Genomic DNA, 24,416 nt, shown 5'->3' with positions numbered 1-24,416 from the left:
TCTGCATATAAGCAAAATCCATTTTTGGGTATATCAGTAATCGGATTATCCGATTTTTAACTTGAACTTTTGAATGTCCTTTTCGGTATCTACTTTTTCAATCTTTGCGCCAAGACACTGAAGTTTTTCGTCGAATTTCTCATATCCGCGCTGGATATACTTGATATCGGATACAACTGAAAAATCATCGGCTACCAATGCGGCAATCACAAGGGCAGCGCCGGCTCGGAGATCAGGAGCGGCAACATTCGCTCCGGTGAAGGATTCGACACCATCGATAATTGCGGTGTTGCCTTCCACACGGATATGAGCGCCCATTCTTGTAAGTTCCGCAACATATTTGAAACGATTTTCAAATATACTTTCGGTTACGATGCTTGTTCCGTTTGAAAGAGCCAGTGTAACAGCCATCTGTGGTTGCATATCAGTCGGAAATCCGGGATATGGAAGTGTCTTGATATTAGTAGACTTCAAACGTTTATCTGACATGACTCTTACAGAATCATCATATTCAATAACGTGAGCACCAATCTCGTTCAACTTGGAGGTGATAGCTTCCAGATGCTTTGGAATGACATTCTTGATCAGAACATTTCCTTTTGTTGCAGCAGCAGCTACCATAAATGTACCGGCTTCAATCTGATCCGGAATGATGGAATAAGTAGTACCATGAAGTTCTTTAACACCACGGATACGGATGACATCAGTTCCTGCACCTTTGATATTTGCGCCCATACTGTTTAAGAAGTTGGCAACATCGACAATATGTGGTTCTTTTGCTGCGTTTTCAATGGTGGTTTTACCTTCAGCGAGAACTGCAGCCATCATAATATTGATCGTTGCACCAACGGATGCAACATCCATATAAATATGGCTTCCAATCAGTTCTTCGGCATAAGTGGAGATAGTTCCATTTGTAATATCAACCTGTGCACCAAGTGCTTCAAATCCTTTTATATGAAGATTGATCGGTCTGGCTCCGATATCGCAGCCGCCGGGTAATGCTACCTGAGAGCGCTTATATTTTCCAAGCAGTGCTCCTAACAGATAATAAGAAGCACGGATCTTACGAATAAATTCGTCATCTACACATAGATCGCTGTTCGGATTAATGGAGGCTCCGCAGATAGAAACTGTGTGCTCATCTATGTAACGGACTTTTGCGCCGATACCTTCGATCGCCTGCAGGAGAACCCGTGTATCTCGGACATTTGGTACATTTTCTATTATAACTTTCTGGTCGGTCATAACAGCAGCAGCAAGAATACCGAGTGCCGCATTTTTTGCACCTGCAATTGTTACCTCTCCTTCAAGAGGCTGACCGCCTTTGATCACATATTGTTCCATACTAATTGCACCTCTAAATATTAATCAGCATATTTAAAAAGTCTGGTTATCGTGCCGGTGAGTTTTTTCGATGCTTTACCGCACAGATAACTTCTAGATTATAGCATATTTTTGCAAAAAGTAAATAGTAAGTAAAATTATTTATCTGCTTCGCAGTAAATACAACGATAAATCCTGTGTGCTCTGTCGGTAAGCTTGAATATGTGCTGGATACCCTGTTCCGTTGAGGTAATACAACGTGGATTGGTACATTTCTTGATGCCTACCAGACGTTCCGGAAGTTCGATATTTTTCTTTTCTACCAGTTTTCCGTCGCGGATAATATTAACCGAGATATCCGGATCGATATAACCAAGGACATCAAGGTTGATGTCGATATCCTGATCTATTTTTAAGATATCCTTTTTACCCATTTTCTGGCTTTTGACATTTTTGATAATGGCTACGGAGCAGTCCAGCTTGTCGAGATGCAGGTCATTATAGATCTGGAGTGCCTTGCCTGCGGCAATGTGATCAAGTACGATACCGTTTTGAATACTGTCTATGTTCATCTGTTTGTACCTCCTATGCTAAACCAAGCAGTGTGGCAATTAATGCCATACGGACATATTTACCATTTAATACCTGACGGAAATAACATGCTCTTGGATCGTCATCTACTTCAACAGCAATCTCATTTACTCGTGGCAGCGGATGGAGGACACACATATCCGGACGGGCAAGTGCCATCTTGCTGTTATCCAGTATGTAAGTATCCTTTAATCGGATGTAATCTGCTTCGTTGAAGAAACGTTCTTTCTGTACTCTTGTCATATAGAGGATATCCAGTTCTCCGATCACATCCTCCATAGAAGAAACTTCCTTATAAGGTATATTATTCTTCTCGATCACTTCTGTGCGGATATAATCAGGAATTTTTAATTCATCCGGTGAAATAAGCACAAAACTGATATTTTCATAACGGGACATTGCTTTGATCAGAGAATGAACGGTACGTCCAAACATCAGATCTCCGCAGAAGCCGATCACAAGGTTGTCCAGTCTTCCTTTTTCACGTTTGATCGTTAAAAGATCAGCCAGTGTCTGTGTTGGGTGGTTATGTCCACCGTCACCTGCATTAATGATCGGTACATCGGATTTCATGGATGCAAGCATCGGAGCACCTTCCTTGAAATGGCGCATAGCTATGATATCTGCATAACAGCTTACAACCTTTACCGTATCACCAACGCTTTCACCCTTAGATGAGGATGATGAACTGGCAGAAGAAAAACCAAGTACATTACCGCCTAATTCCATCATGGCAGCTTCAAAACTTAAACGAGTTCTTGTACTTGGTTCAAAAAATAAAGTAGCGAGCTTCTTTCCTTTGCATAACTCACTGTATTTTTCCTTATGATCAATAATATCCTGAGCAAGATTTAAAATGTGATCAAGCTCTTCCATACTTAAATCCATTGGATCTATAAGATGCTTCATGGCAGCCTCCTTACAAATTTGCTATCCACGATTATAGCACCTGCCTGAATGGCATGCAACCGATTTTTCCGGTAAGACCATGGAATGTAGATAACCGCCTGGAGCATACATGTTATTTCGTAAGACACTTTCGTGCTATCCTCGGTGTAACGGCACATAAAATAGCAAAATACGCTGTCTAAGTGCCGACACGAGTAACTGAGACCTTAGCGAGGCTTTGCCGAGGTTAGTTCGAAGTTACACAGAGTGGATAGGCTTACTACATAACAGTATGCCACAGGCGGTTATTTACATTCCATGGTTTTATGAATTTAAGAGTGTGTACATTACGGCCTTTTCGGCATGACGGCGGTTTTCGGCCTCGTCAAGGATATGGTCGAGGTTCTTGTCTACGACATCCTGAGAGATCTCGAAGCCGACATGCATTGGCATATCGTGGAATACGATCGCTTTGCTGTCTTTTGTGAAGTCGCCGTTTAACTGGTAAGGCATCATTTTTGCAAGGGTTTCTTCCTTCTGCTTCTGGTAAGCAGGATTGTTAAAGAATTCCATATCTACCCATGTATCCGTGTAGAGAACATCCATCTTATTAGCATATTCTTTTGCTTCTTCCATAGACATAGAAGGATCGAGTTCGATGTAATGACCGCTTTTCTTTGCTTCTTCATAGAAATCAGGGCCGCAGGCTGTCTCATTTACAAGTGGGGTCAGTCCGTATAAAGTACCTTTCTTCATCTTGGAGAAGAATTCAACATGGGAGTTAAATACATTGTTCTTTGCACCGATGTACATCAGATTGACATCCAGAGTTCCAAACTTCTCAAGGATCGTGAGGGCATCTGCAAGGATCTGGCAAGGATGGTAGGAATTGTCGCAGCCGTTGATAAACGGAACAGTTGCATTCTTGCCAAATAATTCAACAGTTTCATTCTTGATCAGACGTGCCATGATGATATCAACATTACGGCAGACATATTTGATCTCGGAAACAGGTTCACCAAGTACAAAGTTGGAATCCTTCCATAACTGGTTGTAGTAGGTACCGCCTAGTTCAGTAATGCCGGTTGCAAATGAAAGGAAGGTTCTGGTTGATGTCTTTTCAAATAAAGTATAAAGTTTCTTACCTTTTAATGATTCGCTGTACTTCTCCGGATTCTTCTTCATATCCAGAGCAAGGTTCAGGATATCCATCAGCTCATCTGCTGTGAATTCCTTGAAGTTTAACATGTTTTTCATAACTGACACCTCTTCTTTAAAATAGTATGTATTCGTCACTGCTTCGCATATATGCATAAATTATACAGAAAAATTGCATATATTCATATAACATAAAATAGAGAAGCAGGGCATATTTATAATATTGTTATTGAAATAATAACGGAAAAACAAATTGTATCACGATATGTATTTTTTTTCAATTTTTTTGTATGCAATTGTTGGAATTTATTGGAATTTTGTCGGGATGAAGCAGAATAAGATACAAACTACGGAAGATTACGCAATAACATTGTCGAATGTGCAATATTTTTGTATAACTTCGTTGACAGTTGTTTATAAATATTTTATACTTTTTTTATTATGAAAGAGATGCGAAAGGCGCGTCGGCAAGGAGGAAAGTATGAAACAAAGAAGTATTGGCATGTGTATCTTATTGTCAATTGTCACCTGTGGTATCTATGGGCTTTATTGGTTTGTATGTATTACAGATGATACAAATGAGATGTCAGGCGAGAATGACTTGGCAGGTGGTGGAATGGCACTGCTGCTTACGATTGTTACCTGTAATATTTACGGATGGTACTGGGCATATAAGATGGGTGAAAAGGTCGATATCATCAAGAACAGAAACGGTATGCCATCAAGCAACAGCGGTATCCTGTTTGTAGTTCTTCAGTTCCTTGGACTTGGAATCATCAACTATGCATTAGCGCAGGATGCGGTTAACAAGTACAGCGGAACAACAGGATATAATCAGCCGTATAATGGTGGATATCAGAATCAGCAGTATGGAGCTTATAACCAGAATCAGCAGCCATATAACGGCGGTTACAACCAGAATCAGCAACCATATAACGGCGGTTACAACCAGAATCAGCAATATGGTGGTTACAATCAGGGCGGCAATAATCCATACAGCAATGGAAATGATAATAACAACCCATATAACGGACAGTAAGAAACATATATGAAAGAAAAGAAAAATCGTGTCCGAAAGATTATATATCGGGATGTCATTATCCTTTTAGCAGGAATCCTGTATGCGGCATTTGCCAGACTGACCGGTTTGGCGGTTCCCTGCATATTTCGAGTTCTGACCGGTTGGCAGTGCCCCGGTTGTGGGATAACCAGAGCGTGCCTGTCTTTATTAAAAGGAGAGATACGGACATCCTTTTCCTATAATCCGTTTTTGTACATTGCAGGACCATGTATCATATATCTGATAGTCAGGGGAGATTTGAACTATATAAAAAGAGATACATATCGGCTTGGTACAGTGGATACGGTTCTGATCTATATACTGATCGTAGCAGCGCTGATATTCGGCGTTGTGAGAAATCTATAAAAATAAAATGCCATATATCATCAGGCGAATTTGATGATACATGGCATTTTTTACTTGGCTTTTTCTTTATTTGCAAGGATAATGCCTACGCAGACAAGAACAAGTGCGACCAGACAGCGGATATTTAAGGCAGATGTTTCATGCAGAAGCAGAGCTGATAACAGTACGCCAAAGACCGGATTCGAGAAACCAAAGACGGCAATTCTTGATACCGGGTTGTGCGCTAACAGCAGACTCCATAATGTATAGGCGCAGGCCGAGATGAACGCCATATAGAGCAGAAGTAGGACAGCAGGAGCAGAGCCTCCCGCGATATGTCCGCCTCCGGCCAGACCGCAGAGGATCATCACGAAGCCGCCGACAAAGAATTGCCAGCCACTGAGCAGAACAGGATTCTCCTTATCGGAAAAATATTTGATGATAACTGAAGAGAAAGCATAAGCCACTGTTGATAACAGGATGAAGCCTTCTCCGGTGAGAGAGAAATGCGCGTCTACACCATTCCCCAGATTGATGATAACAACTCCGATAAATCCGATCAGACATCCAAGCATCTTTTTGGATGTAACCTTTTCCATTTTAAATAACAGACCCGATACAAGGATCGCCAGAAAGACGTTTGCCGCTTCAATGATCGCTGCCTTGCTTCCGGTCGTATTTGCCAGACCGACGTAAAAGAAGACATATTGCAGGATAGTCTGGAACAATGACAGGATAAAGATACGTTTGATCGTTGCCCCGCTATGTGGGATCAAAGGCTTTTTATATATGAAGCTGCAGATAAGGATAACCATAAGTCCGGCGAGCAGAAAACGGATGCCGGCGAACAGGATCTGGGATGCGGTATCATTTCCGCCGATCGCAAACATACGGTAGCCTATCTTGATGCAGGGAAACGCACTTCCCCATAAGGCACAGCAGATGAGTGCAAGTGTGATAACAACAGGTGTTTTCGTTAAAAAAAATTTCATGACAGAATAACCTCAATAATAAAAGTATAATTTTAAACAGTAACAGATGACGGCAGATCCGCAGATGTGTCGTGCGGTATTACATGATCGCACTGTTCGGACATACTATAGCACAAAAGAAATCCGAAAAAAAAGACATAATTTTATTTAGAGATGAAGGTTGCAAAAACTGTATAAAAACAAATGGAATCTGTTGACAATTTGCACAAAAAAGGCATATAATTTTTGTTATCTGGCCACATAAGATTGCCAGAAAAAATAGCGCAGACATTTCATTCGTGTTTGTAGTTTTATCAAGGAGGGTTTTTGAAATGGCAAAAAAACCGTATTATATTACAACCGCCATTGCATATGCATCAGGTAAACCTCATATAGGCAACACCTACGAGATCGTGTTGGCTGACAGCATTGCAAGGTACAAGAGATTCGCAGGATATGATGTAAGATTCCAGACCGGAACCGATGAGCATGGTCAGAAGATCGAGAACAAGGCTTTTGAGAACATGCAGACTCCAAAGGAATTCGTTGACGAGATTTCAGGCGAGATTAAGGATATCTGGGATCTGATGAACACATCTTACGACAAATTTATCAGAACAACAGATGCAGATCATGAGAGACAGGTTCAGAAGATTTTTAGGAAGCTGTACGATCAGGGTGACATATATAAGGGAGAATATGTAGGAAAATACTGTACTCCATGTGAATCTTTCTTTACAGATTCACAGCTTGTAGACGGCAAATGCCCGGACTGCGGAAGACCGGTACAGGAAGCAAAAGAGGAAGCATATTTCTTCAAACTCAGCAAATATCAGGACAGACTGATGAAGCACATTGAGCAGAATCCTGATTTTATTCAGCCGGAGTCCAGAAAGAACGAGATGATCAACAACTTCATCAAGCCGGGACTTCAGGATCTGTGTGTATCCAGAACATCCTTCAAGTGGGGCATCCCGGTTGATTTCGATGACAAGCATGTAATCTATGTATGGATCGATGCATTATCAAACTATATCACAGGTCTTGGATATGATGTAGACGGTAATAATGATGAATTATATAAGAAATACTGGCCGGCTGACTTACACCTGATCGGAAAGGATATCTTAAGATTCCATACGATCTACTGGCCGATCATGCTGATGGCACTTGGAGTACCGCTTCCAAAGCAGATCTTCGGACATCCATGGCTGATCCAGAATGACGGTAAGATGAGTAAGTCCAAGGGAAATGTAATGTATGCGGATGATATGGTCCGTCTGTTTGGTGTGGATGCAGTCCGTTTCTTCGTTCTGCATGAGATGCCATTTGAGAATGACGGAATCATTTCATGGGAGCTGGTTGTAGAAAGAATCAATTCCGAGCTTGCAAATACACTCGGAAATCTGGTAAATCGTACGATCTCCATGTCAAATAAATATTTTGGCGGCGTAGTTACGAATACCGGAGTAACAGAAGAAGTAGATGAAGATCTGAAGAATGTCGTATTAAACTGCCGTATCAAGGTCGCAGAATGCATGGATAAGTTAAAGGTTGCAGATGCGATCTCAGAGATTTTCACCTTATTCAAGAGATGCAACAAATATATCGATGAGACGATGCCTTGGGCACTTGCAAAAGATGAAACAAAGCAGGATCGTCTGAATACCGTATTATATAATCTGGTTGAGAGCATCGTGATCGGTGCGTCCCTTCTGGAGCCATATATGCCGGATACCTCTGTTAAGATCCTGAACCAGTTAAATGCTGCAAAGAGAAAGGTAACAGAGCTTGGAAGATTCGGACTTTACCCATCCGGAAACAAGGTAACAGAAACTCCTGAGATCCTGTTCGCAAGACTGGACGTAAAGGAAGTTATGGCAGAAGTTGCCAAGTTTGCACCTCCGGTAGAAGAAACTATCTACGAGAAAGCAAAGAAGCAGAAGGAAGAAAAAGAGAATTCCGAAGAAAAGAAGAAAATGAAACAGGCAGAAGCTAAGGTCGCTGCTTTGAATGCAGATCCTTCTGTATTAAATAAACAGCAGATCACCATTGAAGAATTCGAGAAAATGCAGCTGATGATCGGAGAGATCATTGCCTGCGAAGAAGTTCAGAATTCCAGAAAACTGTTATGTTCACAGGTAAAATTCGGTGAGAACAATGTAAAACAGATCGTTTCGGGAATCAAAGGCTTCTATACACCGGAGGAAATGGTTGGAAAGCGTGTTGTTGCGATCGTGAATCTGAAGCCATGTAAGCTTGCCGGAGTTGTATCGGAAGGTATGCTTTTATGCGCGGAAGATGCAGAAGGTAACCTGTCTCTGCTTACAACTGAGAAGGGCTTGCCGGGTGGTTCATTTATCAGCTAGTTTATAAAAGAAAGTCATAACGGATCACAGATGATATAGCAGAAGGTCAGCAGAATTTCCTGTTCCGCTTAGAGTAAAGCGTATGGAGCAAAAAAACGTTGTTCTGTGGTATATCGGCTGTGATCCGGTATGTGCTGCATAAAAAAATAAATCACAGGCTTACAGGTATGAAGTCGTTGATTTATTGGTAGGTCTATGATAGAATTTTAATGTCTGCTTATACAAGGAGACAGCAGATTTGGAAAGATTTAGAAATCTTAGCGCCATGTCCCTTTTATCCTGGCATTGAAGGACTGACAGATGCGGTGTAAACGTGGTTGGTCGGTACAGCCTGTTGAGAAGGGTAACGAGGATGGAGGTTATCGAAAATTCGGCGGATGCCTCTACGTAGAGTCCGGATGCGCACATGTATGTCAAATATGGGAGAAATCTCAAAACAAAACAGCATGACCGGATAATTGAATGATGCATTATAAGATAAGACTGTCGCGTTAAGAACGTGATACAGTTACTTAAAGAACAAACTGCATCATATGCCGAAAGGAGTTAATTGAATATATGTGTGGAATCATAGGTTTTACAGGAAGAAAGCCGGCGAAGGACATCCTGATCGATGGACTGGAACGGCTGGAGTACCGAGGCTATGATAGTGCGGGTATTGCACTTTTGAATGATGATGACACTTTGACGATCAGAAAAAAGGCAGGAAGGGTAAGCGAACTCAGAGAGTTATGCAAAGACGGAGAATATTCTTCAACCTGCGGTATCGGACACACGAGATGGGCAACACATGGTGGTGTTACAGATGCAAATGCGCATCCACATAGATGTGGAAATGTTGCATTGATCCATAATGGTATCATTGAGAATTACAGTGATATTATAAGAGAGTATGGTTTAGCAGATAAGCTTGTATCAGAGACCGACTCAGAAGTTGTGGCAGCCTTACTTGATACGTTGTATGAGGGTGATCCGATTACGGCGATTCGGAAAGCTGTAAAGATAATTGCAGGATCGTTTGCATTATGTATCATGTTTGCAGACAGACCCGGAATTATATACGCGGTGAGAAATGTCAGCCCGATGGTTGCGGCTCACAGTGAAGAAGGATCTATCATTGCATCCGATCTGACAGCCATTATTTCATTCTCAAAGGATTATTTTGTTGTGCCGGAATATCATATTCTGACAATGACAGAGGGTGGAATCAAGGTTGAGGACTTAAAGGGCAATGAAGTAAGACCACAGATGCTTGAGATTACATGGGATATCACAGCGGCTCAGAAAGGCGGATTTCCGCATTTCATGTTAAAGGAGATCTATGAGCAGCCGGAATCTCTGAGAAATACGATCACACCAAGAATTGTAAATTCACTTCCTGATTTTACAGAGGACGGAATTGATGATGAGGTGTTCAAAAATTGCGAAAACATTACAGTGATCGCATGCGGAACAGCGATGCATGCAGGAATTGTTGGCAAGGCAATGATCGAATCGGAGCTTCGTATACCGGTAAATGTTGAGATCGCATCGGAATTTCGATATAAAGAACCACTGATCAATGAGAAGACACTGGTTATCGTTACTTCCCAGTCTGGCGAGACGATCGACACTCTGGAGGCGATGCGGTTGGCAAAACGATGTGGTTCAAAGGTTATTTCGATTGTAAATGTAAAGGGTTCTACAATTGCAAGAGAAAGTGATTATGTGTTATACACACATGCCGGACCGGAGATTGCGGTAGCAAGCACAAAGGCATATTCGGTTCAGATGGCAGCAATGTATTTAATCGGTTGCAGACTTGGACTTGTAAAAGGTATTTATTCAGAAGATCGGGCAAAGGAATTTATCGGTAAATTACTTGGAACAATTCCGGTGATCGAAGAAACCCTGCTTCAGGCAGATGAGGTCAAGGCTGTCGCTAATTATATAAAAATGGCTCCGGATGCATTTTTTATCGGAAGGGGCATGGATTATACTCTTTCACTGGAGGGGGCTCTGAAGTTGAAGGAGATATCCTATGTTCATGCGGAGGCTTATGCGGCGGGTGAGTTAAAACATGGTACGATTGCTCTGATCACAGAGAATGTACCGGTTATCGCATTAGCGACTCAGCCGGCTGTTTACGAGAAGATGGTTTCAAATATAAGGGAAGTAAAAGCCAGGGGAGCATATGTTATTCTAATTAGTATGGGTGATGAAGTTACTGATACCCAGATATGTGATAAGCATATAAGAATACCTAAGCAGGATAGTTTATTTACAGTATTTGCAGCGGCTGTTATTTTGCAGTTGATCGCATATTACACATCGGATGCGAAAGGGCTGGATGTAGATAAACCACGTAATCTTGCCAAGTCTGTTACGGTAGAGTAAAGGGGACTTGAGTGGCTGGAGAATAATTGCGGAGGGTGTTATTATGAGCACAGAGAAGACCTATTTGTGCGACGAGTACAAATTATATTTTAAAATTGAAGATGATGTCCAGATCCTTCATAATGAAGTCGAGCTGTACAATACATCATTTGTAGGAAACAACAGCTTTTGTCATGAAGAGTATATTGATGGACAGAGAGCACTTACATATTCGATTCCGGCCATGATTACGATGAATCAGTTTATCACCAAGAAGATTCACAGAGATGAACTGGTAGATATCATGTTCAGTATAACAGACCAGCTGATGTATCTGAAGGCGAATGATATGCCACTGGGAAAGGTTATCCTGAATATTGGATACATGTATTTGAATCTGGAGGATATGAGTGTACAGCTTGTATTCCTTCCGATTGATAAACCGATGGAAAAATGCAATATGGAGAAGTTCGTCAGAGATCTGATCAACAAACTTGATTTTGCAAATAAAAAAGCATCAGATTGTGGATATGAACTGATCAAGTTTTTTGATCACAATCCATCATTTTATCTGTCAGAGTTCTATAAGTTTATCACAGATATGAAGAATGATAATAATGTTCATCCGGAAGATGAACAGCATTTTATTGTAAGACCGCAGATGGCAGAAGCTGTAGAAGAAAATACAGAAGCTCCGTTGCAGACAACTGTTGTATCAACTCCAAGCTTTAAGCTGGCGAAGGAAGTAAAAGATTATTCCGGCAGTGATATCGGATTCGATGATGACGAATCTGATGCAACATCAACGACAGTTCTTACAAATGCAACAAAGGGCAAACCGGGACCTGTGATCGTTAGAACCAGAACCGGTGAGCGTATCAAGATAGACAAGCCGATCTTCTGTATCGGTAAGTCGGCACAGGGTGTTGATTATCAGGTAACAGACAACAATTCCGTCAGCCGTCGTCATGCATATATCATCAACGTCAATGGCGTTTATTATCTGCGTGATAACAAATCAACCAATCACACCTACCTCGGCGGAAAGATCATCAACAGCGGCACAGACATGATGCTGATCGATGGCAGTAAATTCAAACTTGCAAACGAGGAATTCACATTCCGCGAGAAATAAACAAAATAAAAGTATCGCTTTATGATATCGAACAAATAAATGCTGGATATGATCATTTAAACAAAAGGGGCTTCGTCTTGTTTCTGACAGACGAAGCCTTTTTGTATAACTATTCTGTAAGTATTTTATCAGTAGGCAGAAAGACAACAGTGTGTAGTATGTATAGATAGAAAAAAGAACAATATCTTTCATGCAGCAGACTTTTTTACTCGGTATAACTTCGAACTAACCTCGGTGAGCCTCGCTAAGGTCTTAGTTACGAACGTCGGTCCTTAACGAACCACCATTAGGTGGAAGTTTAGTACCGCTATGTGAGAAATAGAACGAGAGTGTTCTGCGTAGTGAAAGGGTATTGTTCTTTTTTTAAGATAAAAATTGGTGCAGTTGTCGTTCACTCGTTTATTCTTCGGAAGTGTCGGTTTCCGTAGCGTCGGCGGTTTCGGTGGCGACCATCGCCTGATCGATCTCCGTGAGGCTGTCGGATGCGATACTGTAGTATTCGCCATCATCGTTGATAAGTGCTTTTACGACAACGGCATCTTTATATTCAGGATTCTCTGCATGAGAAGTGAGGATGGAGGCGATTCCGTTTGCAAACTTCTTATCGTATTCCTCTTTCTTAACATCGTTATATACGCCATTATTGACATCCTTGTTGAAATCCTCTATATATGACATGATCTCATCGTAGGATTGGTCTAAGACTGCGATCGGATAAATAGTTACATCCACATAATAATCGCCATTTTCTTTATAACTTTCAGAGACTTCATATTTTGCATTACTATAGATCGTAGTTGCAAGAGTCGTGAAAGTCTGGGTAACCTCGACAGACTTATTTGTATTCAGGTTGTAGTGCGAGATCAGCTGATTTGCCAGATTTGACAGACATTCCTGATACATAGCGAGTGCGTCGGTTTCATTTCCTTTGTTTTCTTTTATGTAGTTGGTGTAATCACCTTTGTAATTGACATCGAGAAGATTTTTCACATACGACTGGTATGCAGTAGCTTTCTTCTGACCACAGCCGGTAAGTGAGATAAGACCGATCACGATCATAAGAATGGCTGTCAGATAGTTTCTTGTACGTTTCATGTTGATAAAAATTCCTCCTAACAGTTCGATTTGTATTTTCTTCGTTCAATATAGCACAAAATATGTGCTTTGTAACTAAATTAAGAAAAAATAATTGTGCAAAACAATAAGGGTGTGTTATAATCATTTCAATTGATGTTTACAGAAAATGAGCATTTGCGCCGGAAAGCATGAGTATCACACACACATAGAAAGGGATGCCGGTAACAGATCCTGTTAAGACATCGGGCGCAGCTTAAATAATAGATTATTTTGGAGGGATTATCGTGGCAAAAGAGAACAAAGATAATTTTGATGAAACAGAAGTAAAGGCAGAGTCTACATTTAAGACTGTAACATTTGGTGGATATGATAAGAATTCGGTTGATTATTATATTGAGGAGTTAAAGGCTGACCATGAGAAGGAAGTTAATGAGTTAAAAGCAAATGTAAATAAGCTCAGCGAAGCTGTATTAAGCCTTAAGACCATGAGAGAAGTAAACCTGACAGAGTCGAATAAGACGATCGAAGGACTTAAGACTAAGAATTCCGAATATGAAAGCGAGATCGAATCCCTGAAAGAGCAGGTAAATGCTTATAAGCAGAAAGAATTCGAATCAGCAGGAAGATATGAGTCTATTTCAAGAACACTCTTAGAGGCAAGAGAGAGTGCGGATGCATTGATCGCCCAGACAAATAAAGAGTGTGAAGCTCAGCATGCAGAGATGACTGCAAAATGCGAAGCAATGGAGAAAGAGACAACAGATCGTTGCAATGCACTTGAAACAGAGACAAATGAAAAGTGCAAGCAGATGTATGATGAGACAGAAGCAACCTGTGCAAGTCTGAAGGAACAGGCTTACAGCGACAGTGAACGTACAAGAAATAAAGCACATGAAGCTGCCGAAGCATTAAGTGCAAAGACAGATTATGAGTGCAGAACTCAGAAAGAAAATGCTCAGAAGGAAGCTGAAGCTATCACGAATAAAGCAACCGGCGAAGCATATGTACTCAGAAAGAATGTAAAGAAAGAGTGCGATGCAGTCAGCAAGTATATGGGTGAGTTGCTTGCAGCCTTAGATGGTGTCGTAGACGCATGTTGTGTAACAAAGGATATTGCGGATAAGGCGTTTACAGGTCTAAAGAGTGAAGCAACATCGATGGTATCATCAGACGACGAGAAAGAAGAAACAGCTGCCGGCAGTGAAGACAGCAAGACAGAGGAATAATTTTAACAGCGATATTTTAAATACATGAAACTTTTCTATGGCTGACATGGAAAAGTTTTATGTGTCTATGGGGTTGCATAAGAGAAAAGAGGGATACATTTGGAGATAGGCAAAATCAGTAATTATTCAGATTTTCTGAGCCATATTGAATATCCCGCAGTTGTATTCTGCGAGGATGGAGAAGTTTTAAGTATCAACAATGCAGCGGTAAAACTGGTCGGTAATCAGATCGATTCGATTACGATGGCACCGGATAAGTTTATGTCCAGTGATGAGTTTTGGCCGATTTTAAATGAGAAAAAAACGATCATCTGGCATCGACTTCTGCTGAATATAAATAAGAAAAAAAGACTGGTTGTAAGCGGATTTGTCAATCAGTTTGAATATAATGGAAAAAAAGCATATATGGTGCTGTTTGAACTGCGTTCCGATGTAGCAATCGGAAGTATGAGTCTGGAACGTATTATTAACCATGCAGGCATTCTGGCACTGTATCTCTACAAGCCGGACAGCAGATGGCAGACTCGTTATGTAACAAAGAATATAACGGAATTCGGATATAAAGAAGGTGACTTTTACAGTGGAGCTGTAGGCATTCGCGATATTATAGTTAAGAATGACTATGATATCCTGATCGGGAATCTTTATAAGGCGGAGAATACCGGGCATACGGATTTTGAGATGAAGGTACGTTTTGTATCGGCAGAAAGTGCGATCACTACTATGATGCTGAACTGTCATATCGTAAAGTCGCCGGACGGAGGTGCCGATGGCATTGAACTACTATTTGTAAAAGAAAAAAAGCATTCCTATGATGGGGAAAAAGGTGAATATATATTATCTGTTATGAACAAGATCAAGAGTCTTGTGATGGTAAAATCCATTAGCAGAGGACACAGCATATTGAAATACATTACACCGAATGCCAGATTGCTTGGAATGAATGTAGATGCACTTATGGCTGGGAATAAATTGACAGAAGACTATGTTCATCCGCAGGATCGCGCAAGAGTTATTCAGAAAGCGAAGAATGTGTTAAAGAGTGGTGGATCTGATTATGAGGACGAGTATCGTATCGTAGATGATTATGGAAATGTCAGATGGGTTCGTTCCCAGAACAGTATCACACAGGCAGAGGATTCTTCTTATACGATCGAGTTCTTTATAACAGATATTACTGAGAACAAGAAGTTGCAGAACAGTGTAGAGGAAGCTAAGAAAGAGTATGAAGACAAGCTTTCTTACATTATGAACACGACTGTAGATGAGAATGAATATACGAGCGAGAGTATCGATAAAGACAAATGGAACAGTATTGTAAAAGCATTTGCAGGCTTAAGCGGACTGTATTCAACGGTTGTATCTCCGGCGGGTGATCAGCTTGTAGAACCGGCAGGACCGTCTCTGCATATGGGAAGCTTTTATGATCTTTTTGAGAAACCTCAGTATAAGAGCATCATTGTGAAGTTAAATGAGGTGATCCTCCAGAACAATGTTCCGGTCATTATGGAGATGGATGATGGTATAGATGGAAGTATTATCTGCGGTGCACCGGTTAAGATCGGAGAGAAACATATCGCAACCTGGATTCTGTGCGGATATGATACAGCAGATGTTGCAAAGATGAAGAAGGTATATAAGATCCAGTGGAATATGTGCAATATCTTCTCAGAATATGCATATAATGACAAGGTTCTGTCTAAAGAAGCAGAACGGAGCAAATCTGTTGAAATGTTGTTAGAGGAAAAGATCCAGAGACAGAAGATCCTGACAGAAGCACTCAGTTCCATGGACAGCGATGATAATAAGACAATCAGCAATATTTTGGAAAGAACCGGTGATTATCTGGGCATCGATGTTATGGCGATATACTCACTGAACGAAGATCAGGAGTATATGTGCAGCCATATCTGGTCAAGGGAAAAAAGCATGTCTGCGGAAGAATATGTGGAAGAATGGCAGAAGGGTAAGAAATTCTTTGCGCACAGTAAGGAAAGAACATATGACTGCATTGTAGCGGATAAGAACCATGACTTTAAGAATTTTCAGAGTAATATGGAACAGATCGGTGTAACAAGCTTTGTTGCACTCAGTATAGAGATCAATAATATTATCAGCGGATGTATCGTTATGGCGAATAACCATACGGATAAGATATGGTCAGAGGATGATATTGAATTCTCGAAGGACATTCGGAATGTCATTCAGGGTATCCTTGCCAGAATAGAAGGTGATGGTAATATCCGAATGGTAAATAAGCTTCTGGTAGATACTTATAATCATATCAAGATCGGCATCTTTATCCGTGATGAAGAGACGGGGGAGGTATTGTTCTCCAATCAGCCGTTAAATGATATGCTTGGATATGATTTTACAGGAAAAGACAGTAAGACGTTGATCCGTGATCTGAATGATACATTTAAGGGTGTGGCGACCGTACAGAAGCCGTTCCTTACTGAACGGAAAGAGGTAAGCTGGAGAAGCTATATAAGACAGTTCGACAAGATCATGGATTTATCCGAAGTCAGCATGAAATGGCTTGACGGAAGAAAGGCATCTCTTGTAATATTAAGGGATGTACAGGATTAACAGTAACCAGAAAGGGGACCAATCATGGCAAGTTCAGATATCGGTATAGATTTAGGTACCGCCAGTATATTGGTATATGTAAAAGGCAAGGGCGTTGTATTAAAAGAGCCGTCCGTAGTTGCCTATGACAGAGATACAAATAAAATAGTAGCGATCGGTGAAGAAGCCAGACTTATGCTTGGAAGAACACCGGGAAATATCGTAGCAATCCGCCCGCTTCGTCAGGGCGTTATATCGGACTACACAATAACAGAAAAGATGTTAAAGTATTTTGTTCAGAAAGCAGTAGGCAGAAGTTACTTTGGAAGACGACCTCGTATCAGTGTATGTGTGCCTTCACAGGTAACAGAGGTTGAGAAGAAAGCAGTAGAGGACGCAACTTACGCAGCAGGCGCAAGAGACGTGTCTATCATAGAAGAACCGGTGGCAGCAGCAATCGGAGCAGGAATTGATATCTACAGACCATGTGGCAACATGATCGTTGATATCGGTGGCGGAACTTCGGATATCGCGGTTATATCTCTGGGCGGTCCGGTTGTAAGTGCATCCATCAAGGTTGCCGGAGATGATTTTGATGAAGCAATCGTACGTTTTATGAGAAAAAAACACAATCTTCTGATCGGTGAGAGAACTGCAGAGGAGATCAAGATCAAGATCGGTACATGTTTTAGAAGACCTGAGAATATCACACTGGATATCCGCGGAAGAAATCTTGTAACCGGACTTCCGAAGACAGTTACCGTAACCTCAGATGAGACAGAAGAAGCACTCCGAGAACCTGCATCACAGGTATGTGAGGCTGTTCACTCCGTTCTGGAACGTACTCCGCCTGAACTGGCAGCAGATATTGCTGACAGAGGTATTGTATTAACCGGTGGAGGAGCTTTGCTTCATGGACTGGAGGAGCTTCTGGAAGAAAAGACAGGAATTACAACCATGACTGCCGAAGATCCGCTTCGTGCAGTTGCTATCGGAACAGGAAAATATATCGAATTACTCAACAGTAAGAAAGAGTAACGCAGGAGACTTGTTGTGATAAAAGAAGGTTATGTTGAAAAAGTTATCTATAAAAATGACGACAATGGCTACGCCGTTTTCACTGTAGAGGGTGAAGACGGCGAAGACATTTTTGTCGGAACCCTTCACGGTGTCAGTGAGGGAATCTATATATCTGCGGAAGGGGAATATGTCAATCATCCCCAGTATGATCTCCAATTCAAATTTAATTCTTATGAAATAAAAATGCCGGATGATATGATAAGTATAGAACGATATCTGGGTTCCGGTATCATAAAGGGTGTCGGTGAGGCACTGGCAAAACGTATCGTTAAAAAATTCAAGATGGATTCTCTGCGCATAATTGAAGAAGAACCGGAACGACTGGCGGAAGTTAAAGGTATCTCGGAACGAAAAGCAAGAGATATCGCTGTTTCTTATAATGAAAAGAAAGAGATGCAGGATGCGATTATTTTCCTGACCGGATATGGAATATCAATCAATCTGGCGGTAAAGATCTTCAATGAATATGGACAGGAGATGTATAAGATCATCCGGTCAAATCCGTATAAGATTGCAGAGGACATAAACGGTGTCGGATTTAAGACGGCAGATGAGATCGCGGAGCGAATGGGGATCAGCAGTGACTCGGATTTTCGTATCCGCGCTGCACTGTTATATACATTGTTAAATGCGAGCCAGCTCGGACATATGTATCTTCCGAAGCAGATGCTGGTGGCAAAGACCTATTCGCTCTTGGTTGATGACAATGTACCATATAATGAAGAACTGGAAGATGAGATCGGAAGCCAGATTATAGAACTTCAGATGACGGGTAAGGCGATCGTAAAGGAGCTTGCCGGAGATGTTACTGCTGTCTATGCGGCGGCAAATTATTATATTGAACTGAATTCGGCGAGGATACTGTCAGATATCGATCTTGATTTCACATCAGAGGATCGACCGTTGGATAAGATGCTTGCGCAAATCGAGGAAGCAGAGAAGATCACACTGGAAGAAAAACAAAAACTTGCGATCAAGAATGCGGTCAACAATGGTGTGGCAGTGATCACAGGTGGACCGGGTACCGGTAAAACAACAACGATCAATGCCATGATCAAGATGTTTGAGAAGCTGAATTTGGAACTGCTGCTTGCGGCACCGACCGGACGCGCGGCAAAGAGAATCACCGAGGCAACCGGATATACGGCACAGACGATCCATCGCCTGTTGGAGCTGTCCGGTGGCGGGATTGATGAAGAAGGCAACCGCTCTGCTTATACATTTGTAAGAAATTCAAATAATCCGTTAGAAGCGGATGTGATCATAATAGATGAGATGTCAATGGTAGACAGCAGTCTGTTCTACAGCCTGCTGCAAGCGATCATGCCGGGAACCAGGCTGGTACTGGTAGGAGATTCCAATCAGCTTCCATCGGTCGGACCGGGCAATGTATTAAAGGATATCATTCGTTCGGGGGTATTCTCTGTAACGGTGTTGGACAAGATATTCCGACAGGGTGAGAATAGTGACATTATTACGAATGCCCATTTGATCAATGCGGGAAAGCAACTCGAGATTAATAATAAGAGCAGAGATTTCTTCTATATTCCAAGACAGGGATCACAGGATATCATTGCGGAATTGAAGCATTTAATCTTAGACAGTTTGCCGGGCTTCTTTCAGGTTGACCCGATGAATATCCAGGTGCTTACTCCGATGCGTAAGTATGAGCTGGGTGTCGAGAATCTGAATAAACGATTGCAGGAGATCCTGAATCCTTCGAGCAGAAGCATACCGGAGAAAGAGAAAAATGATGTTGTATTCCGTAAGGGTGACAAGGTCATGCAGATCAAAAACAACTATAAGCTAGAGTGGAAGATCATGGATGCAAAGGACCGCTTTGTGAAGGAAGAGGGCGTAGGTGTATTTAACGGAGATGTTGGTTTTATAAAAGAAATCGATGAATTCGATCAGAAGATTGTTGTTGAATACGACGACGGAAGACTGGTAGATTACCTTTATTCCCAGCTTGATGAACTGGAACATGCTTATGCCATCACGATACATAAATCACAGGGAAGCGAATATCCGGTCGTAGTGATTCCACTTCTTACAGGACCGGCAAAGTTGTTGAACCGGAATCTGCTCTATACGGCAGTTACGAGAGCCAGAAAGGGTGTTGTGATCGTAGGCAATATCGGTCTGGTTAAGACAATGATCGATAATATCGACGAACAGAAGAGGTATACAACATTTGCTGAACGACTGGCAGAACTGGCATAAATTCAGAGTTATAAAGGGGGATAAAATATGCGGGAACAGAATATGTGGAACCGGACGCTTATGGATCTTGTATTTCCAAGGAGATGTCCGATCTGTGATGCAGTTATGGCATATGGCGAACAGGGCATCTGTAACCGGCATAAGACGCTGCCATATGTGACCGGACCGGTCTGTATGAAATGCGGGAAGGAGCTTTCGGAAGCTGAACAGGAATATTGTGAAGACTGCAGGCGACACACCAGAAGCTTCGAGCGGGCATATCCGGTCTTTCGTTATGAGGAGCCGGTTGCATCCAGTGTGCTTGCTATTAAATATCATAATAAACGGGAATATGTGGATTATTATGGCAACCTTCTGGCAGAACGTCTCAGAAAAGCAGGGGTTGCAGACCGGATACAGATTATTCTTCCGGTGCCGATACATAAGCGCAGAAGAAAGAAACGTGGCTATAATCAGGCTGAGCTTTTGGCCGAGGTGGTAGGACGACAGCTTCATCTTCCGGTAGATAAGACGCATTTGCTCCGGGTATCAGAGACAGCACCGCAGAAGGAATTATCTCCGCTTGAACGCGCTAATAATATTAAACAGGCATTAGAAGTTAAGATGCTTCCGGCGGAATGGAAGACAGTGTTATTAATAGATGATATCTATACGACAGGGGCAACGGTGCAGGCATGTACAGAAGCCTTGCAGGAGGCCGGAGCGGAACAGATCTACGTCGGTGTGATATGCGTAGGAGAAGGCCGATGAGAGGACTTGGCTTATAGTCGGTTCTGTGATAGAATAAATGATATCTGCGGATATTTAAAAGAATCGGCAGGAGAAATATACAGAAATGGAAAAGGCGTATCAGCCGGGGTGAGAGATGAGATTTCGTCCGTGTATTGATATACATAATGGAAAAGTAAAACAGATCGTTGGCAGCAGCCTTCAGGATGAAGGCAATACTGCGAAGGAGAATTTTGTATCTGAGTATGACGGGGCTGCATTTGCAAGGATGTATAAGGCTGCCGGGCTACATGGTGGACATATCATTTTATTGAATCCTGCGGGGAGCGGGTACTACGAAGCGGACTGCCATCAGGCAGAGCTGGCGCTTACGGAATATCCGGGAGGGCTGCAGATCGGCGGCGGAATCAATGCCGAGAATGCCGGACGGTTTCTTGATATGGGAGCATCCCATGTGATCGTCACATCCTATGTCTTTAAGAATGGTGAGATCAACTACGATAATCTGACTGCGATCAGACGGGCAGTCGGAAAGGAACATTTGGTGTTGGATTTAAGCTGTAGAAAACGCGAGGACGGATACTACATTGTGACAGATCGCTGGCAGAAGTTTACAAATGTGAAGATAACAACAGATACATTGGACATGCTTTCCGATTATTGTGATGAATATCTGATCCATGCTGTAGATGTGGAAGGTAAGGCATCCGGTATAGAGATGCATATCGCAAAGCTTCTTGGAGATTGGGGCAGAATGCCTGTAACTTATGCAGGTGGTATTGCATCATTTGATGATCTGGATAAGCTCCGTGTGTTGGGGAAGAGCCGAATTGATTTTACGATAGGCAGTGCACTTGATATTTTTGGAGGCCATATGAAGTATCAGGATGTTTTGCAGTATTCAGATCAGTAATGAAGTGTTGAATGAACACAGAGTTATATGTACAGTTGAGAAGGAAGGTACATAGCAATATAGAAAACATGGAGGGACAATAAGACATGAGAAAAATGAAGAAGGTTGCAGTCATGTGCCTGACAGCAGCGATGACGATGTCGTTGCTTGCAGGCTGTGGCGGAGCAAAGAAGGATACCGATGGTTCGACTTCTGAGACAGAAGTGACAACAGAGGTATCAACCGAAGAAGAGACAACCGAAGCTACGACCGAAGAAGCAACAACAGAGGAGGAACTCGGGGTGTCAGACGGCGATAAGGTGATCAATATCAACTTTGATGATAAAGATACCGATGGTTTCCATACTTATACAAATGGTGGAAATGAAGAAATGACCAATGAAGATGGAGAACTTCGTATCAATATTAAGAAGACGGGAAGCGTAGACTATGCGAACCAGATCTATTATGATGGATTCCGTCTGTATCAGGGTTGTGTCTATGAATATTCCTTCGATGTCCGTTCTGATCTGGAACGTACGATCGAATGGAGATTACAGATCAATGGTGGAGATTATCATGCATACACCAGTGATGTGATCACGATCGGACCGGAGACACAGCATATCACAGCACAGTTTAAGATGGAGGAGGATTCCGATCCTGCACCAAGACTTTGCTTCAACATGGGAAAACAGGAAGGTATGACCGGAGATGAAGCAGAGCATAATATTTATTTTGATAATATTTTATTAGAGGCAGTTGACGCTTCCGGCGCACAGCAGGTAGAAGCAACACCTGATCCTATGGCTATCAATGTGAACCAGGTGGGCTACATGACCGGTGACTCCAAGGTCGCTACCGTGATCGGAAAAAATGCGAAATCATTTGAAGTAATTGATGTGGCATCAGGAAAATCTGTATATTCAGCAGATCTGCCGGAAGAAGCTACCTACGATCCACCATCAGAGATGTTCTGTAAGCAGGCGGATTTCTCATCCGTAAAGGATGCAGGAACCTATAAGATCAAGACAGATGATGGAGAAGAATCAGTGGAATTCAAGATCGGTGACGACATTTACGGAGATCTGTATAAGGATGTCGTGCTGATGCTTTATAATCAGCGTTGCGGTGTGGAGCTTGATAGCAGCATTGCAGGTGAATTTGCACATCCTGCCTGCCATACAGGTGAAGCGGTTGTATACGGAACAGATAAGAAGATCGATGTAACAGGCGGCTGGCATGATGCCGGTGATTATGGACGCTATGTTGTATCAGGTGCAAAGACAGTACAGGATCTGTTCTTAACATATGAAGACAATGGATATAAGGCAGATGACATCGGTATTCCGGAGAGCGGAAACGGTGTGCCGGATGTCTTAGATGAAGCAAGATTTGAGCTGGATTGGTTGCTCAAGATGCAGGATGCAAATGGTGGTGTATATCACAAGGTAACCTGTGATGTATTCCCTGAGACAGTTATGCCGGAAGAAGAAACCGCACAGCTGATCGCATGTCCGGTTTCAAATACAGCGACCGGAGATTTTGCGGCTGTTATGGCAAAGGCTTCAGTTCTTTATAAAGATTACGATGCGGATTTTGCAGCAAAATGTCTGGATGCATCAAAGAAGGCATATGAATACCTGAGCGGTAATATGGATGCTTACGGATTCTCAAATCCGGACGATATCGTAACAGGTGAATATCCGGATACGATCTTCCGTGATGAGACGATCTGGGCAGCGGTAGAATTATATGCAGCAACCGGAGATGCTTCCTATAAGAAGGCTGCCGATGCGATCATTGAGGGTAGCGATATCGTAAACTATGGACTTGGATGGGCAGATGTCGGATATTACGCTCTGTATGACTACATCAAATATGACGGCGGTTCTGCCAAGGCAAACGAATTGTTCTTCAATGAAGTAGATAAGACCGTAGATCAGATTAAAGACAACGGTTTCGGTGTATGGGTATCACCAACCAAGACATTTGCATGGGGAAGCAATATGAATATTGCAAATAAAGGAATGTTACTTCTGATGGCAAATAAGCTTAAGCCAAATGCAGATTATGTAAAATATGCTTCATACCAAAGAGACTATCTGCTTGGAAGAAATGCAGTTGGCTACTGTTATGTAACAGGCTATGGTACAAGAACTCCGCTTCATCCGCACCACAGACCATCTCAGGTATTAGAGGTAGCAATGCCGGGTATGTTAGTAGGTGGCGCAGACAGTAATCTGGAAGATCCATATGCAAAGGCTGTTCTTCTGGGCAAAGCACCGGAGAGCAGATATGCAGACAATGCGCAGTCATTCTCCTGTAATGAGGTGACGATCTATTGGAATTCTCCGATGATCTATCTGATGTCAGGACTTGGCAACACGAAATAAACACACAAAATAACACACACATAAATA

18 protein-coding genes are annotated in these 24,416 nt (G+C 42.1%); 12 read left to right on the top strand and 6 right to left on the bottom strand.

What is annotated here, in order from left to right; translation table 11 throughout:
• Positions 1–45: 45 nt before the first annotated feature.
• From LK416_10285 to LK416_10270, 4 genes are all read right to left on the bottom strand, one after another.
• On the bottom strand, positions 46–1,347 hold the full coding sequence (locus LK416_10285; protein UEA74043.1) for a UDP-N-acetylglucosamine 1-carboxyvinyltransferase: 1,302 nt from the start codon (positions 1,345–1,347) through the stop codon (positions 46–48).
• A 137-nt stretch (positions 1,348–1,484) separates the two neighbouring features.
• The gene (locus LK416_10280) at positions 1,485–1,898 is read right to left on the bottom strand and encodes an aspartate carbamoyltransferase regulatory subunit (protein UEA74042.1); all 414 of its coding nucleotides are present in this window, start codon (positions 1,896–1,898) and stop codon (positions 1,485–1,487) included.
• Positions 1,899–1,911: 13 nt separating this feature from the next.
• Positions 1,912–2,826, bottom strand: a complete 915-nt coding sequence (gene pyrB / locus LK416_10275; protein ID UEA74041.1) for an aspartate carbamoyltransferase — start codon at positions 2,824–2,826, stop codon at positions 1,912–1,914.
• A gap of 303 nt (positions 2,827–3,129) precedes the next feature.
• Entirely contained in the window at positions 3,130–4,062 is a 933-nt protein-coding gene (locus tag LK416_10270) for an ornithine carbamoyltransferase (protein ID UEA74040.1), read from the bottom strand.
• A gap of 382 nt (positions 4,063–4,444) precedes the next feature.
• On the opposite strand from LK416_10270, the gene LK416_10265 reads away from it, so the two are divergent.
• Positions 4,445–5,002: a DUF4234 domain-containing protein gene (locus LK416_10265; GenBank protein UEA74039.1), complete on the top strand. Its 558-nt coding sequence runs from the start codon at positions 4,445–4,447 to the stop codon at positions 5,000–5,002.
• Between the two features lie 9 nt (positions 5,003–5,011).
• Positions 5,012–5,389 (top strand): DUF2752 domain-containing protein, encoded by a 378-nt coding sequence (locus LK416_10260; protein UEA74038.1) that lies wholly within the window; start codon positions 5,012–5,014, stop codon positions 5,387–5,389.
• Between the two features lie 50 nt (positions 5,390–5,439).
• Here the strand turns inward: LK416_10260 and LK416_10255 are convergent, their stop codons facing one another.
• A complete protein-coding gene (locus LK416_10255) occupies positions 5,440–6,360 on the bottom strand; it encodes a DMT family transporter (GenBank protein UEA74037.1) in 921 nt (306 codons plus the stop codon).
• A 311-nt stretch (positions 6,361–6,671) separates the two neighbouring features.
• Here LK416_10255 and metG point away from each other — a divergent pair, with 311 nt between their 5' ends.
• The 3 genes from metG to LK416_10240 all read left to right on the top strand — a co-directional run bounded on the left by metG (position 6,672) and on the right by LK416_10240 (position 12,198).
• Complete coding sequence (gene metG, locus LK416_10250) at positions 6,672–8,708, top strand: methionine--tRNA ligase (GenBank protein UEA74036.1); 2,037 nt, start codon at positions 6,672–6,674, stop codon at positions 8,706–8,708.
• 558 nt (positions 8,709–9,266) lie between these two features.
• Positions 9,267–11,084 carry a glutamine--fructose-6-phosphate transaminase (isomerizing) gene (gene glmS / locus LK416_10245; protein ID UEA74035.1) on the top strand — a complete coding sequence of 606 codons (1,818 nt, stop codon included), beginning with the start codon at positions 9,267–9,269 and terminating at the stop codon, positions 11,082–11,084.
• Between the two features lie 43 nt (positions 11,085–11,127).
• On the top strand, positions 11,128–12,198 hold the full coding sequence (locus LK416_10240; protein UEA74034.1) for an FHA domain-containing protein: 1,071 nt from the start codon (positions 11,128–11,130) through the stop codon (positions 12,196–12,198).
• Between the two features lie 399 nt (positions 12,199–12,597).
• Here LK416_10240 and LK416_10235 read toward each other — a convergent pair whose 3' ends face one another.
• Positions 12,598–13,293 carry a hypothetical protein gene (locus LK416_10235; GenBank protein UEA74033.1) on the bottom strand — a complete coding sequence of 232 codons (696 nt, stop codon included), beginning with the start codon at positions 13,291–13,293 and terminating at the stop codon, positions 12,598–12,600.
• A gap of 266 nt (positions 13,294–13,559) precedes the next feature.
• Between LK416_10235 and LK416_10230 the strand changes: the two genes are divergently transcribed.
• The 7 genes from LK416_10230 to LK416_10200 all read left to right on the top strand — a co-directional run bounded on the left by LK416_10230 (position 13,560) and on the right by LK416_10200 (position 24,389).
• Complete coding sequence (locus LK416_10230) at positions 13,560–14,501, top strand: hypothetical protein (GenBank protein ID UEA74032.1); 942 nt, start codon at positions 13,560–13,562, stop codon at positions 14,499–14,501.
• Between the two features lie 99 nt (positions 14,502–14,600).
• A complete protein-coding gene (locus LK416_10225; GenBank protein ID UEA74031.1) occupies positions 14,601–17,090 on the top strand; it encodes a PAS domain-containing protein in 2,490 nt (829 codons plus the stop codon).
• A 24-nt stretch (positions 17,091–17,114) separates the two neighbouring features.
• On the top strand, positions 17,115–18,107 hold the full coding sequence (gene mreB / locus LK416_10220; protein ID UEA74030.1) for a rod shape-determining protein MreB: 993 nt from the start codon (positions 17,115–17,117) through the stop codon (positions 18,105–18,107).
• 15 nt (positions 18,108–18,122) lie between these two features.
• On the top strand, positions 18,123–20,372 hold the full coding sequence (locus tag LK416_10215; GenBank protein ID UEA74029.1) for an ATP-dependent RecD-like DNA helicase: 2,250 nt from the start codon (positions 18,123–18,125) through the stop codon (positions 20,370–20,372).
• 27 nt (positions 20,373–20,399) lie between these two features.
• Entirely contained in the window at positions 20,400–21,122 is a 723-nt protein-coding gene (locus LK416_10210; GenBank protein UEA74028.1) for a ComF family protein, read from the top strand.
• A gap of 115 nt (positions 21,123–21,237) precedes the next feature.
• Complete coding sequence (hisA, locus tag LK416_10205) at positions 21,238–22,014, top strand: phosphoribosylformimino-5-aminoimidazole carboxamide ribotide isomerase (protein ID UEA74027.1); 777 nt, start codon at positions 21,238–21,240, stop codon at positions 22,012–22,014.
• 86 nt (positions 22,015–22,100) lie between these two features.
• Positions 22,101–24,389 (top strand): glycoside hydrolase family 9 protein, encoded by a 2,289-nt coding sequence (locus LK416_10200; GenBank protein ID UEA74026.1) that lies wholly within the window; start codon positions 22,101–22,103, stop codon positions 24,387–24,389.
• Positions 24,390–24,416: the final 27 nt, after the last annotated feature.

This window comes from Lachnospiraceae bacterium GAM79, from assembly GCA_020735665.1.
Lineage (GTDB): Bacteria > Bacillota > Clostridia > Lachnospirales > Lachnospiraceae > Coprococcus.
Note: the sequence above shows the minus strand (reverse complement) of the source record. Positions and strands in the feature narration are given on the sequence as shown.